The sequence below is a fragment of the Vibrio sp. TRT 29B02 genome, assembly GCF_050113655.1.
Classification (GTDB): Bacteria; Pseudomonadota; Gammaproteobacteria; order Enterobacterales; family Vibrionaceae; genus Vibrio.
Map to the genome: position 1 here is coordinate 43,350 of NZ_JBNJOJ010000031.1, position 15,074 is coordinate 58,423.

At 43.7% G+C, this 15,074-nt stretch carries 12 protein-coding genes and 1 pseudogene; 8 read left to right on the forward strand and 5 right to left on the reverse strand.

Translation table 11 applies throughout. The features are described from left to right. Positions 1-18 precede the first annotated feature (18 nt). The 4 genes from trmH to gmk all read right to left on the reverse strand — a co-directional run bounded on the left by trmH (position 19) and on the right by gmk (position 4,005). Positions 19-702, reverse strand: a complete 684-nt coding sequence (gene trmH, locus ACQEXT_RS17220) for a tRNA (guanosine(18)-2'-O)-methyltransferase TrmH (RefSeq protein WP_138972927.1) — start codon at positions 700-702, stop codon at positions 19-21. A gap of 67 nt (positions 703-769) precedes the next feature. After that, a complete protein-coding gene (spoT, locus tag ACQEXT_RS17225) occupies positions 770-2,890 on the reverse strand; it encodes a bifunctional GTP diphosphokinase/guanosine-3',5'-bis pyrophosphate 3'-pyrophosphohydrolase (RefSeq protein ID WP_426953035.1) in 2,121 nt (706 codons plus the stop codon). 40 nt (positions 2,891-2,930) lie between these two features. Next, positions 2,931-3,203, reverse strand: a complete 273-nt coding sequence (gene rpoZ, locus ACQEXT_RS17230) for a DNA-directed RNA polymerase subunit omega (protein WP_004410883.1) — start codon at positions 3,201-3,203, stop codon at positions 2,931-2,933. Between the two features lie 178 nt (positions 3,204-3,381). Beyond that, on the reverse strand, positions 3,382-4,005 hold the full coding sequence (gmk, locus tag ACQEXT_RS17235) for a guanylate kinase (RefSeq protein WP_138972929.1): 624 nt from the start codon (positions 4,003-4,005) through the stop codon (positions 3,382-3,384). Positions 4,006-4,521: 516 nt separating this feature from the next. On the opposite strand from gmk, the gene ACQEXT_RS17240 reads away from it, so the two are divergent. The 6 genes from ACQEXT_RS17240 to ACQEXT_RS17265 all read left to right on the forward strand — a co-directional run bounded on the left by ACQEXT_RS17240 (position 4,522) and on the right by ACQEXT_RS17265 (position 12,294). Continuing rightward, positions 4,522-6,354 (forward strand): DUF1800 family protein, encoded by a 1,833-nt coding sequence (locus tag ACQEXT_RS17240; protein WP_426953036.1) that lies wholly within the window; start codon positions 4,522-4,524, stop codon positions 6,352-6,354. 4 nt (positions 6,355-6,358) lie between these two features. Beyond that, a complete protein-coding gene (locus ACQEXT_RS17245) occupies positions 6,359-7,672 on the forward strand; it encodes a DUF1501 domain-containing protein (RefSeq protein WP_426953037.1) in 1,314 nt (437 codons plus the stop codon). A 124-nt stretch (positions 7,673-7,796) separates the two neighbouring features. After that, positions 7,797-8,222 carry a phosphate-starvation-inducible PsiE family protein gene (locus ACQEXT_RS17250; RefSeq protein WP_331427694.1) on the forward strand — a complete coding sequence of 142 codons (426 nt, stop codon included), beginning with the start codon at positions 7,797-7,799 and terminating at the stop codon, positions 8,220-8,222. 374 nt (positions 8,223-8,596) lie between these two features. Continuing rightward, on the forward strand, positions 8,597-9,952 hold the full coding sequence (locus ACQEXT_RS17255) for a diguanylate cyclase domain-containing protein (RefSeq protein ID WP_426953038.1): 1,356 nt from the start codon (positions 8,597-8,599) through the stop codon (positions 9,950-9,952). Next, the gene (locus ACQEXT_RS17260) at positions 9,939-11,255 is read left to right on the forward strand and encodes a glycosyltransferase family 2 protein (protein ID WP_426953039.1); all 1,317 of its coding nucleotides are present in this window, start codon (positions 9,939-9,941) and stop codon (positions 11,253-11,255) included. The genes ACQEXT_RS17255 and ACQEXT_RS17260 overlap by 14 nt, the downstream gene beginning before the upstream one ends. A 1-nt stretch (position 11,256) precedes the next feature. Next, positions 11,257-12,294 (forward strand): HlyD family secretion protein, encoded by a 1,038-nt coding sequence (locus tag ACQEXT_RS17265; protein ID WP_426953040.1) that lies wholly within the window; start codon positions 11,257-11,259, stop codon positions 12,292-12,294. A 609-nt stretch (positions 12,295-12,903) separates the two neighbouring features. Here the strand turns inward: ACQEXT_RS17265 and ACQEXT_RS17270 are convergent. Beyond that, a complete protein-coding gene (locus ACQEXT_RS17270) occupies positions 12,904-13,791 on the reverse strand; it encodes a hypothetical protein (RefSeq protein ID WP_426953041.1) in 888 nt (295 codons plus the stop codon). A gap of 411 nt (positions 13,792-14,202) precedes the next feature. Between ACQEXT_RS17270 and ACQEXT_RS17275 the strand changes: the two genes are divergently transcribed. Further along, entirely contained in the window at positions 14,203-14,847 is a 645-nt protein-coding gene (locus tag ACQEXT_RS17275) for an inovirus Gp2 family protein (RefSeq protein ID WP_139046588.1), read from the forward strand. 60 nt (positions 14,848-14,907) lie between these two features. Continuing rightward, positions 14,908-15,074 (forward strand): annotated as a pseudogene (locus tag ACQEXT_RS17280) (inovirus Gp2 family protein); the annotation flags it as partial.

A 15,074-nucleotide genomic window follows, 5' to 3' on the forward strand; every position in this document is an offset into this window, starting at 1 on the left:
AGAACGCTTCGCTTCTCGCTACTTCTTCTGCATTTCCTTCCACCACTCGTCATCTGCGACAATTTGCCCTTGGTCATCAAGAGGCGGGTAAGGCAATTTCTTTCGTTTGGCTACTTTCGCGAGCACAGGGTGGCCGCGCTCAAATAACAGGCGGTTGATGGTTTCTTCAGGAACGGAACTGATTTCATTGTCATACATACCCGCTGCTTGGCGTTGGCGTTGTGCTTCATAGAGAATCACGGCACTAGCGACAGATACGTTGAGTGATTGAACCATACCAACCATAGGGATGATGATGTCTTGGTCGGCCATTTTCTTAGCTTGCTCAGAAGCACCTACTTTCTCACTGCCCAGAATGATAGCGGTTGGCTTGGTGTAATCAATGTCACGGAAGTCGACCGCTGATTCGGACAGATTGGTCACCAGAACCTGCATTCCTTGAGATTTAAGCTCGCTGATTGCTTGCTCGATTGAATCATGGGTTTCGACATCTACCCAGTTACGTGCACCTGCTGAAGTATGGCTAAGTGTTCGCATTTTGTTTGGCCAGACAGCATGTATCTTATGAATGCCCGTCGCATCTGCGGTTCGAATAATCGCTGAGACGTTATTGGGCTTATGGACTTCTTCAAGGCATAGAGTCAGGTCAGACTGACGAGCTTTGAGTACTTGTTGGATGCGGTTGTAGCGTTCTAAATTCATAATCTTATACAAAACAAAAGCCCTTGAAACGGTGATTTCAAGGGCAGTGGATAATCAAATCGGAGTCTTAGTTCTTACGTCGACGAACTTTAAGCGTCTGCGGCATCGCTTTTATCTTACGCATAATTCCTGCAAGATGGACGCGATCTTTTGTCGTGAGCAATACCGTGACTGTATACAAGCGACCATCTCGTTCTTCGGTCGACAGACCATGAATGTTTGAGCCGGTCTTAGAGATAACGTTGGTCAGCTCTGCCAATGCGCCTTGACGATTTTGTACGTCTACCGTCACTTCCGTAATGAACTCTTTATCGTAATCTTTCGACCACTCAACAGCCATGTACTTGTCAGGCTCTTTTTGATATCCACGTACGTTAGGACACATTTCACGGTGAACCACGAGGCCGCGACCAGGTGATACGTGAGCAATAATGTGATCATCTGGGATAGGGTGACAACAGTTGGCAAAGGTGAGCAAGATGCCTTCAGCTCCACGGATTGGTAGCTTTTTCTTGTTGCCATTATTACCATTATCAACTTCAGTAAGTTCATCGGCATCGCCTAACAGTCGACGGGCAATAACGATACTCATCAGTTCACCCAGACCAATATCAGCAAGCAAATCTTCAATTGTTGCGATTTTTAGGTCACCGAGAACATGAGCGATGTTCTCTTCGCTTACATCCGATAGAGAGCGTTCACCAAGAGCGTGGTTTAGTAAACGACGACCAAGCGTAATCGACTCTTCACGGCGCATGGTTTTAAGAACCTGACGGATCTTAGTGCGAGCACGCGAGGTAACAACATAGTTGAGCCAAGCTGCGTTAGGGCGAGCGCCCGGAGCACTGATGATCTCGATAGTCTGACCGTTTTTTAGCGATTTACTAAGCGGGTATGGATTGCGATCGACACGTGCACCAACACAGGTATTACCGACATCAGTGTGTACCGCGTAAGCGAAGTCTACCGCAGTTGCGCCAACTGGCAGTTCGACAATACGGCCTTTCGGCGTAAAGACGTAAATCTCATCAGGGAACAGATCAGATTTGACGTTTTCAATGAACTCAAATGAGTTGCCGGCGCTTTGTTGTAGCTCCAGTAGGCTTTGCATCCAACGTTGAGCTTTCACTTGAGCAGTAGTGCCAGTGCGCTCTCCGTTACCTTTGTATGACCAGTGGGCTGCGACACCTTTGTCCGCCATCTGGTCCATATCTTCGGTACGGATTTGTACTTCAACAGGTACGCCGTGAGGGCCGACCATTGAAGTGTGAATGGATTGGTAGCCGTTAGCTTTTGGTACCGCGATGTAGTCTTTCATACGCCCTGGACGTGGCTTGTAAAGACTGTGTACCTGACCTAGCACTCGGTAGCAGGTATCTGCATCTTCAACGACAACGCGGAAAGCGTAGATGTCCATAATGGTATGGAATCGTTGCTCTTTGGTCTTCATCTTGTTGTAGATGGAGAAGAGGTTTTTCTCTCGACCAAATACACGCGCGTTCAGACCTACCTCTTCGAGGCGACCTTCAATCTCATCGTAGATGCGCTGAATCATCTCTTTACGGTTACCACGAGCCGATTTTACTACCTCTTTTAGTACGCGATAGCGATTAGGGTAGAGGGCTTCAAAACCAAGTTCTTCGAGTTCAGTTTTGATGTTGTGGATACCAAGGCGGTGTGCCAGAGGTGAGTAGATTTCTAGAGTTTCACGAGCGATGCGGCGCTTTTTGTCTGGGCGAAGTGCGCCCAAAGTGCGCATATTGTGTGTGCGGTCAGCGAGTTTGATGAGAATAACGCGAATGTCTTGCACCATGGCAAGCACCATCTTGCGGAAGTTTTCAGCCTGAGCTTCCTTGCGATCGCGAAACTTGAGCTTATCAAGCTTAGAAACGCCATCCACGAGCTCCGCAACCGTAGTACCAAATTGAGACTCTAACTCTTCTTTGGTGACTTCAGTGTCTTCAATGACATCATGCAGCAGAGCGGCTTGTAGCGTCTCGATGTCTAGGCGCATTTCAGCCAGAATACGAGCAACAGCAACAGGGTGGATGATATATGGTTCACCGCTAGAGCGGGTTTGCCCTTCATGGGCGTCTTTCGCTACCACATAAGATTGACGCAGAGCCTCAATTTGAGGCTCTGTTAGGTATTCTTGGGCAACGTCTTTGAGGCTATCAAATAGATACAAATTTTAGGCCCGGAAGATAGTTGTTATAGAGAAGCGTTAATTAACGGCTGTGAGCGATGCTGCTAACAGCGGCTAGTTCAGCGGCTTCTTGCTCTTGCTGCTCTTGACGCTCACGTGCATCAAGGATCTCTTTAGTGATAAGACCTTCTTCGATCTCGCGCAGAGCGATAACCGTTTGCTTATCATTCTCTTCTGGCACTAGTGAATCTTTGCCACCAGTTTGCATTTGACGAGCGCGGCGTGCCGCAATTAGAACTAGGTCGAAACGGTTGCCTACTTTTTCAACAGCGTCTTGAACAGTTACGCGTGCCATGAGAACTCCAAATTAGTTAACTTAAATTTTGAATGACGAGAAATTATACAGGTAGAGTGGCTTAGATGCTAGTCACTAGTTACGAGCCACTGGTTTGTTGAAACTCTCGCCTATTGGTTAATAGAACTATTATCTTTTCGAAACTCGAAACTCGAAACTCGAAGCTCGAAACTACAACTTATTCAGCTAAAAGAGCATCCAGCATGCCTTTATATTTATCAGCTTGCTTGTCTTGCTTCAATCTTTCTGCGCGAATGATGGCCTTAAAATCCATTAGTGCGTTGTCGAAATCGTCATTAACGATCACGTAGTCGTACTCACTATAATGTGAAATTTCAGACTTCGCTTCTGCCATACGCTTGGCAATCACAGCATCGCTGTCTTGACCACGCGCGTTAAGGCGACGCTCTAGTTCACCGTTTGATGGTGGCAGGATAAATAGGCTTTTTGCCAATGGCATTTGTTCACGGATCTGACGAGCACCTTGCCAGTCAATATCTAGAAAAACATCGATGCCTTTTTTTAGGTTGTCTTCAATCCAAACGCGAGAGGTGCCGTAGTAGTTCCCGAATACTTCTGCATATTCTAGAAACTCACCTTTTTCAATCAGCTCTTCAAAGAGCTCTTTTTGTACAAAGTGATAGTGGACACCATCTTGCTCACCTGGACGCATACCTCGAGTTGTATGTGATACCGACACTTTCATCGCGTAGGTTGGGTTGGTTTCTAGCATGGCCGAAATCAGACTAGATTTTCCCGCACCGCTTGGTGCAGATACGATATAGAGAGTGCCTTTACCCATAGGGACGATTCCATATTTGGTTTGATGACCGTCAGTATCTAATGACTGACATATTAAAGATAGCACTGACCCACTAAAACACCGATGTGGTTAAATTTAGGCCAGAAAAATGGAGGCGAAGAGTAGCACAATCTATCACTCAGAAACAAGTATCTGGGCCTTTGGGTTTCCTTTGTCACTCTTGGCGGTTAGTCCGGCTGATATTACGTATTTTCTTGTTGCGGGGATATTTCTTATGAGCTATGCATGGTTGTATTGCTTATGGTTCGGAATATTCCTGTAGGCTTAATCTTATTTACTGAACTTGGAGTGATTTCGCTTCATATCTCTACTTAATTAAGTTGTTTATCAGTAATTAGGCTGGGAATATTTATCACCAATGTGAGTGAACAACAAAGTACATCAAGCCCAATCATCAAGGTCGTTGCTATCGCGCTCCTTTCGGTCTACCTTCTCTGTTATCGCTCATATTTCACTAGTTATTGATATTAAGTGTTAAGAGTGATGTTACGTGATATGAAAAAGAGCCTTCACTGCTTTCTATGCCTAAGTGCTTTGTTATTACAAGGCTGCTTAGATCAATCGGAGCAAGAACAGAGAGGTGTCAACCAGTCTCCTGTCGCTAGAGACTATACCCATCAACAACAATTGAAATACGGACAACCAGTATCTATCGATCCAAATTCAGTCGGGAGTGATACAGATGGGGATAACTTGCAGTTTGCATCGCTTGAAGCCGGGGATGATGTTTCGATTAGCATCGCTGGCAATGGCAGTGCCAGAATTACTCTTCTATCTCCGGGGACACATAAGGTTTCCTTTACCTTGAGTGATGGGAAGTCCGAGTCCCGATCAGCGAATCTCACTTTCTCAAGTAATGGCGTTGATATCCAGCAAGCTCATCGGTTTTTTTTACAGTCCACCTTTGGCCCCACTCAAGAAGATATAGAAAATGCCACTCAACTTCAGCCATTAGATTGGATAGAGGCGCAGTTTGAACTGCCAGCAACGCTCCATTCACCGTTAACCCCTAATTGGGAACATGAAGAGCGTAATGACGCATGGTTCAAGTTAAGCCTTTATGCGCCAGACCAATTACGTCAGCGAGTCGCATTTGCTTTAAGTGAGATGTTTGTGGTCTCACAGTTTGGAGTGTTAGCAAAACGACCAGCTGCAGCAATCTCGTATTACGATGCCTTGGTTGAGGGGGCATTTGGTAACTATCGAGATCTGCTCGAAACGGTTTCTCTGCACCCTGCGATGGGGCTTTATCTTACACTGGTTAACAGTCGTAAGATGGATGAGGCGAAGGGCTCTATGCCTGACGAAAACTATGCTCGTGAAGTGATGCAGCTATTTAGTATTGGTCTATATGAGCTGAACTCGGATGGCACACTACAGAGAGATAGCGAGGGGAACACCATCCCAACCTACACTCAAAAAGATATCCTAAATGTTGCCCGTGTATTTACAGGTTGGCGAATGGGCGCAAACCATACCGTTCCCATGGTAGCAGAGCCCACCCACCACGATACAGGTAGAAAGCAGGTGTTGGGTCATTCGTTTGCTGCTGAGCAAACCGCCTTAGAAGATATGCGTCAGATGCTGGATATACTGTTTGAGCATTCCAACACGCCTGTTTTTTTTGCCAAGCACATGATCCAGAGGTTAGTCACATCGAATCCTTCTCCCGCCTATGTTGAAAGGGTCGCTGGGGCATTTATTGATAATGGCAAAGGAGTACGTGGAGACATCAAAGCGGTTGTCAAAGCCACTTTATTAGATGAAGAAGCCCTAGGTGTTTCTGATGTGGCGCAGCCGATTAAATTCAAAGAGCCTATCGTTGCTATTCTCAACCTGTATCGCGCTAACCTGAGTTTATCGAACGATCCCACAGTGAGTTTGACTTCATTGACTGACTATCCAGCTGTTAGTGGTAGTAAATATGCCTACAACCCCGCGGGTCAAGGACCATTGCGTTCGCCATCAGTGTTTAACTTCTTTTCTCCTGACTATCAGATTGGCACAGAGCGTAAATTGTCCCCAGAAGCTGAGCTTCTTACTTGGTCAACATATAGCACTACCTATAACTATATGCGCAAATATATCAGGGGCAAAAACAAGACTGGTCAGCCTGATCTTAGCTACTTTACTCAGCATTTCGATGACCCGGATAAGTTAATTAAAGCCATTGGCGATCTCTATTTTGGTAACAGTATTGAACCTGTCCTTGAGGCTGAACTTCGAACAACTATTCAGGATGGTGTCAATGCGTCTAGTTATGACTTTTACGCAGAAAGGTTGGCAGAGCTGGTTGTGAGTTCCGAAGAGTTTTTTATACAGGATTAATGTTATGTCGCTATCAAGAAGAACCTTTATCAAGGGCCTAGGCGCAACAACTATGGTGTCTCAGTTTGGTTGGGCTACACCATCGGTGAACTTAAATGACTATCGAGCATTAGTGTGTGTTTTCCTCAGTGGTGGTAATGATGGCTTTAATACAATTATTCCGATGGACGATGCTCATTATTCTGAGTACGCATCGATAAGAGAGTCGATCAAAATCGAAAAAAATGACTTACTGCCAACCAATCTAACTTGTTTTGATAATGATGGTATGGAAGTTCAGTTGGGTCTTCATCCCGCAATGACTGGGATACAAGAGTTATCTAATCGAGGCTATGTTAACGCTGTGATTAATTGTGGAGTGCTCAAGCAACCAATGGAGCGAGGGGACAATGGTAGCGAACCGAGCATGTTGTTCTCGCACAACTCCCAATCTCAAGAGTGGTTAAGAGGGAATGCTGCTGATCGGGCACTGCCGAGTGGTTGGGGGGCGCGCTTAATGCAGCAGCTACTATTAACCAGTAATCATTCGCCACTATACAGTTTCTCGGGTAACTCTCGATTGTTTCGTGGTGGCATCAAATCGAATAGTTTATCTCCCTCCGGCGCTAAAGGTATGACAATGCACCCCAGAACATTAGAGCAGTTTAAAAACACTTTAGATAATCCACGTCCTGAATATTTTAGAGAGTATATGCGTGGTTTGATGCGTGATAGTGTTTACGCTAGTGAGCAGCTCGACGCTATTTTAGAGGTAGAGTCGCCGGATCCTTATGGGGCATTGCGGTTAGATACTGAAAACTCACTGAGTTTGCAGTTGGATGCGGTGGTTAAGTTTATCGATAGCAGGGTCGTTTTAGGTCAGAACCGCCAGATCTATTACGTCAATCTTGGAGGCTTTGATACCCACGCGAATCAGGTGAGTGATCACCATATTTTGCTGGAGAACTTCAGCCGCGCGATGAAGAACTTTTACGATATATTGGATGCGAAGGGGCTAGCTACACAAGTTACCAGTGTCACTATGTCAGATTTTGGCCGCCGTATTGTCCCGAATCATACGGGAACTGATCATGGCTGGGGCAACAATCACTTTATTATTGGAGGCGCACCTTTTACATCGAATACGACAGGAGTGTGGCCATCATTAGTTCCAGGCAGCCGGGATGATTTTTCAACTGGGCGTTTAATACCAACTACGTCTGTTGATCAAATTGGCGCGACTATGGCCCAGTGGCTTGGTGTTCAAGACTCCCAGTTAACAGCGGTATTTCCAAATTTAGATAAGTTCACTCCATCGATACTCTCTTTGTTCGCTTGATAGAGAGAAGACTTATCCAAAGCTAAGGCAAAAATCGACTAAAGGATGAGCGGAATCTAACCTCTTTTGGTACTTCGCGTGATAGACTACTTATTGAATTAATGTCTTATCGAGAAAAGAGGTTATGCCTTCCAATCTACCTAAATCTTTCAGTAAACCATTTCTCAAGAGTTTTCACGTTTTAGAAGCTGTCCTCTTGATTGCGATAACGTTAGCGACCTTGTTTGCTATGGTGGAAGAGTTTGTTCATGTCTTTACTGAGAAACGTGTTTTACTGACAGACATTCTATTGATGTTCATCTATCTAGAAGTACTGGCGATGGTGAAACAATTCGTGATGAACGGTAAGATCCCTGTACGCTATCCTATATACATTGCTATGATGGCAATAGCTCGTTACATCACATTAGGTATGAAGGAGCTTGATGCGACTCTCGTTGTTTGGCTTTCTATTGCTGCATTTATTCTAGCAGCTGCCACTTTAGTGATTCGAGTTGGTCATCACTATTGGCCTTATGTTGATCACACGACAGAAGAGAAGGATGAGTAGACACTAATCCACTTCTTCATCTCTTGCATCCTCAGGCTAGGAGCAAACATCTATGCTTCTAGCGCTGTGAAAGCGTAAGTCTCAGGTTACGTTTTTGCTTCCTTAAAATCTCAAAAAAGCTAAATTTTTGTATGCAAATATAAAATAATCGCATGTCTCACATGTGAGACATTTCTTGTGTCCTAATCTGCCGTCACACAATTTGCTGCCGCTACACCAATAGTTTAATTTAGTGATGGTACGACGTTCTTTAAAGTATATTTCACGATAGACTCTCAGACTGTGAGCTAGACTTAGTCTGATCATCAAGGTTCGGTTGTTATGTGTTTACAAATGCACCACACGCATTTCCCACTACTGTTTAGAGACGATGTATGCCTTCTACTACCTTCCTATATTGGATTGGAAATCAGCCTCAGCAAACCACTGAGTTTGATCAAATTGTTTATGTTGAATCCATAGAGCAACTGCCGGAGAAGATTGGCGGAGCCGTTTGTTTTGACTTCAGCGAACCTGACAAATTAGATGATGCCATCAAGACGTTTTATCACAACCGCTGGCGTTGGTCTTGGTCGCTATTTACTACACAGAAAACGTCGTTCTCTGACTGTACAACCGATGGGCTCTTTGAACCCGATCTTTGGACCTCGGTTACTAAAGAGGCAGAACGACGGTTATCTATGACGGCTGACATTGAGCAGCTTGATCCACTAATAGGTTGGTTGAGTTTAAATCGAGAGCGTAAGGTGTTGTGTAATAAGGATGTTCACTCAACTTCACTTTATCGCTACCCGATTATTGAAGCGCTGTACCCTGAGTTAGAGTCAACGTATCGATTTGTTTTAGCAGAAAAAAATCGAAGTATTCTTGACGCGGAACAGTTGGTGGATCGTATCCGAGTTTGCTCAACGTGTAATAGTGGCCATCTCAATTATGTCGATGTGTGCCCAAGCTGTTCTAGTATTGATATTGAATCACAAAGCTCTTTGCACTGTTTTACATGCGGGCATGTTGATGATCAGCAGAGCTTTCTTCGTCGTGGGAAGCTTGAGTGTCCGAAATGTATGACTCAATTGCGCCACATAGGGGTGGATTACGACAGACCGTTAGAAAATCATAAGTGTAACAGCTGTTCCAACCTTTTCGTTGAAGCGGCAACCTTAACCCAGTGCATGAGCTGTGATAGCAAAGTACCAGTCAATGAACTTGTCGTAAGAAAAATATATCAGTATCGGTTAGGTGAGGCGGGAGAATATATTTTTAAACATGGAAAATCTCAGCAGGCACCTCAGTTATCGATCAAAGGCAAAGTTGAAAGTGGCTATTTCCAAAACCTACTGAGCTGGGTGAATAAAGTGGCGATACGTCATAAGGAAGAGCATCTGTTGCTGGCCCTCTATCTTCCTTCTCTGGGCGACTACGGTAAACAATATGGAGATGCAAAGTTATTTGCATTGATAGAGCAGATCACTACGCGCTTGAGCAGCCTTTTCCGCGACACGGACATTTGCTGTCAGTACAAGCAGGATGTATTGCTAGTATTGATGCCAAATACGACAAAGCAGAGCTTATCCGCTCTTCAATCAAAGCTTTCAGAGCTGAGTGAGTTGATTGAGGAAGACGATTTTGAGCTGAATGTGCATGTAAGAAGTATTCCCGAGCCTGAGTTAAGTGTTGATGTTGAGCATTGGCTAGAGACCTTACTGAGAGATATCTATGCTGCAGGATAGTTTAGTTCTACTTGACTACCTCAAGGGAATGCTACTGCATAATCAAGAGCTTTGGTTACTGATTTTTCCTCTGATGATTGTTATCGAGTTGCCGCTCTATCTATTGGTTTTAACCGGAATTTTCCGTTGGGCATATCGTCCTCAGCCCCCGGAGCCAATAGCGTTCCCATCAGTGAGCTTTGTGATTACGTGCTACGGTGAAGGGGAAGCGATTGGTATTACCATAGATACTTTGGCTGAACAGGTTTATCCAGGTTTAATCGAGATACTGGCCGTAGTTGATGGCGCTGTACAAAATCGGGATACCTATCAGGCAGCGGTAGATGGAGTGAAGCGTCATGCTGGTCGGCATAACAGAATTGTTCGAGTTGTACCTAAATGGCAGCGTGGTGGGCGTGTTTCGACACTGAATGCGGGACTATCGGTGGCCTGCGGCGAAATCGTGATAAATGTCGATGGAGACACTTCATTTGATAACGACATGGTCTTTACCATGATGAAACAATTTAACTCATCAAACGTTATTGCGAGTGGCGGTGCGTTGCGTGTGCGAAATCACGATAAAAACCTGCTGACGAAAATGCAATCACTGGAATACATGCTCTCCATGCAAGCTGGTAAAACAGGAATGGCTAAATGGGGAGTTTTGAACAATATATCTGGTGCCTTTGGCGCGTTCCGTAAGAACATACTTCGTCAAGTGGGGGGATGGGATACCCATACCGCGGAAGATCTCGATTTAACCATGCGCCTTAAACAGTATAAGCGTCGATACCCACAAAACCAGTTGGCGTTTGCTACCCAAGCAATAGGGCATACAGATGTTCCAGACACCCTAAAAGGCTTAGTTCTGCAGAGATTGAGATGGGATGGTGACTTATTGTTTCTCTTTCTTCGTAAGCACAAGCAGGGTTTAACACCTGCGTTGCTTGGGTGGGGGAACTTTATTTTCACTTTAGCCTACGGCGTTATTCAAAATGTTCTTCTACCTCTTCTGGTGGTGTTTTTTACGCTGTTTATGATCGTCAGTTACCCATTGCCGTTTGTTATCGCGTTGGCGCTGATGCTTTATTGCGTCTACCTGTTTTTATCGTCGTTACTATTTATCGTTTACATAGGCCTGATTTCAGAGCGAAAGATTCAGGATTTAAAGGATGCCAAATGGTTATTGATTTACCCAATATATCAATACTGTATGCGCTTGATTACTGCATTCTCAATGATCAATGAAGTTATAAGACGAAGCCATGAAGAGTCGAGTATGGCACCTTGGTGGGTGCTGAAAAAAGGTAAAAGATTTTAGTATGAAAGTGAATTTTCATTTAGAAAAGAAGGACAAACCACAGTCCGAAAATGGTATTAAAGTAGTCTATGGTCAAGCAAAGCGAGGAGGCTATCGTGTACGTTGGTATTTGATACTAGCGATAGTGGTCAGCCCTTTGCTAGCGATGGCGTATTATTTATTTCGTACTCAAGTTTTAGTTATTGCTCCAGCAATCCTTACCACTAGTCCCGTAACGATTAATGCCCCTCACCCAAGTGTGGTTGGCCCAATACCATCGATGGTGGGTAAAGCCGTGTTGGAAACAGAAACGCTGGTGTTACTAGACAACGATACCTTAGAGCAGCAGATCGACTTTATTCAACAGGAGTTACTTAAACTGCCACATCGGATCAACGACCAAGTGAAGAGCTTACATCTGCAAGCGATAAAAGAGTCGAAAGAAAGCTTGGAGAAAGTGAATGAAATCCGAGAGAAATATGCAACGTATCGTGCTAAGGGCCAAGTTTCTGATGTCGATTATGCTTCAATTATAAGCACTTACAATGCTCTAAATAGTCAACTCAATAGTCAAAAAATTGCTTATGAAGAGGCAAAAAACAAGCAAGCGGAGAGTGATTTGGCTGGTCCTGTCGCGGTCACATATCGTTCTTTAATGAAAGAAATGGTGGTATTGCGAGCAACTCAGAATAATTTGACGATAAAAGCCCCTTTTACTGGGCGCGTGATTGATGTGCATGTGCGTGAAGGAGAACAGGTGGATGTAGGAGACCCTTTGGTCACAGTATCGAAAAACATAACGCCAACGATCACCGCTTTCCTTGATCCAAAATTTCTTAAACACAGTCATTTAGGGAATAAAGCAACAGTCAAATTCCCTGATGGCAAAAAGTATCAAGCCACCGTTTCTAGTGCTGTAGAAGTTGTGAATAAACTACCGCCAGAGCTACAAAGTCCGTTTGAAGGCCAACCTGCTTATCTTAAAGTCACCTTAAGTTTTGATGAGAAACTAGAAGAGAAGCGTTGGATAGAAGGTGTAGAGGTTGAAGTCATATTTTAAATACTCTGATCGGCTTTGATGCGTAATTCGAGGCAACTAAATCAGACATTTACGATCTGAGTTGTGTGTGAAGTGATTCGTTGAATTAAAAGGCCCTAACATCTGCAAAGCGATTTGGACGGGAAAATAAAAAAGCCCTGTATTTACAATCAAATAACAGGGCTTTTAAGACATTCTTGGACGGGTAGCTTGCTACCCAAGAATCTATTCGATGTTTTGGATCTGTTCGTTGAGCAATAAGTTTTATTGCTTAAAAATCATAAACTTAGTGGTTTTGTGTTGTCTGATTTAGAATTTTACTACCCAATATACTACCCAGTTGGTTTAAGTTGCTATGTTTCTTACGTTGACAATAGTTCTGTTTTTGATGAAATAATCTTCACTCAGTCACTCTAAGTTGTGACAGTATCCTGTAGTTCAACTATCGATTACTATGTCGCCAGAATATTAATGATAATGATGTTCATTTGCATGTGTTCTGTTTGACTAATCGAAGCACCAAGCTGTCAGAGTGAGTTATATTTGTATACTGAGGTACTACACATAGTGTCATGTAATTCTGCCGTAAACAACTGTGCCTTTGTTTTAGGTGTTGCTACACCAGAGCATCTAGAGCAGAGCTCGATAGGCGTGAGCTTTAACCACCTCCACCACCTTTGGCTTTCTTACTAAGTTCAAGAGTCTCACTTTAAGAGTGTATATTTTATTTTGATACCAGAAGAAGCCTTCCTTACCATGTAGATAATAATCTGGCTTTTTGGCAGTTAAGTTTTCCTCTGTGTCATCATAGATGCTTTCTTGAGCGGCAATGCTTTTTATGAAGTTGTCATAATCTTGTTCAGGGGCAGTCTGAATCTTAGGTGTACCTGCTTCTGGCTCTTCTTTTGGTATTGTTTTCCCTTTTCTAAATAGAGACGTAAATTTCAGTACAAATGTGCTGGTAGGTTCAATAAAACAAGGAAGAGTCACCTTGTCGATATCTGCCCGTCTTTGGTGAAAAACGATTAATCCCATTTCTTCGAGTGATTTGATACTGACGGTTATCTTACGGCTGTTAGTTCCAAGTCTAGTGGCCAGCATTTTTATCCCCATTGGGATTCCGCCTAGTTTCTCATCATAATTTTTTGCTAGCAACATACACAAACAAATGAGAGTAGATTTTGGCTGTTGCCTGATGCTCTTTTCTTCGAAATAACGATAGATGTTTCGATACTCAACGAATTCATCAGCTATGGGTTTATTTCGAAATCTTGATTCGCTTAACGGACTGAATGGCATCAGGTAAGCGTCATCAAAAGGGGTGAACCCCGGCCATATTGACTTTAGTTGTTCCCAGTTTTTTATTCCCAAATAACGTGTGGGAGAGTGACGATTTTTATCAATAACTAGCGTCTTTGAATACCCTCCTGAAAGCAAAATATAACTGTCTTGCCTATCAAACGGGTTGATGAAATTGTGGAGCTGGTAGGTTGTATCTGTTATCTGATTTGGGGTCATAGTGATCTACTTATTGGTAGCTGTTTTTAGCTGATTATTTATGTTCATAAAGTGTAGTCCGATTGATATATCTAAATAAATTATTTTTTGGATTGTCACTTTTTATGTGAGTGAACTCCAGAAGTAAAAATGCATGAGCCGTGATTTTTGATAAAAAATGAAGGTTAGCTGGTTGGATTTAGCCGATGTGAAGGCTCAGTAATCACCTAAAAACAGAGTGGGAGTGAATCGAGGGGGATCGGTAATTAATAATATATATACCTCTCCATCTACTCATCTAATCCCACACCTCAACCAACGACCTCATCACTCGATATCTTGGTAGGGGATGGGTTCCCCTACCCAAAGAGAGACTTAGAAAATAACGTCACTATCAGTACCTATGTCATTAACAAAACATAGGTCTCTATCATGTCTAAAAATCTAACCATCACACACGAATCCACTTTCAACGGAAACAAGATATACATCGACAAGGAGGGTTTGGTCGTTGAATACCTAGAAGGGATAGAGTCAGTCCTTGAGAAAGCTCTAGAGCAATACGCAAGACTTTTTATCGTTCGAGTGGACCTTAACTTACCAACAGACTTTAGAGGGGATGATTCAGCAGTGATGACTCGTTTCTTCCGCTCTTTGAAATCTCAGGTAGCGGCATATCGAAGACGTAGTGCTCGCCTAAATGGCAAACCCTATCGTGAAACCACCATTCGATATGTATGGGCTAAAGAGTGTGATACCTCATCAAGCAGCCATTACCACGTTGTGCTTATCTTTGACCGGAATATCTTTCGCTCTCTGGGGGATTTTGGAGAGTATCAGCAAAGTTTGGCGAACCGTATTCGTAATGCATGGAAGCGTTCAGTGGAAGCCATGTACTCAGGCAAAGAGAAACCAGCTATCCATTTCTCCAAACAAGGTCAGTATCACTTGCTACGTAACTCAGAGGAGTTTGATGAGGTGTTTCAGTCCGTCTTTTACCGACTAAGTTACCTAGCGAAGAGAAGAACCAAGCACTTTGGCAAACGTATGAACAACTTCGACCATAGCCGTAAATAGCTTAAAAATTACGGTAGTTACAGTTCCTGTGGGAATCACAACAAACCACAGGAACTAATCATGATTCATCAACTCAACGTAGCTCATCAAAGAGTCCACACCATCACTCATGACCGAACCTTTAATGGAAAGCCACTCTACTACCACAAGGATGGTCTCGTTCTCGAATACCTAGAGGAGATAGACCGAGTGCTGACTGAAGCACTAAACCAATACCCAAGAATCTT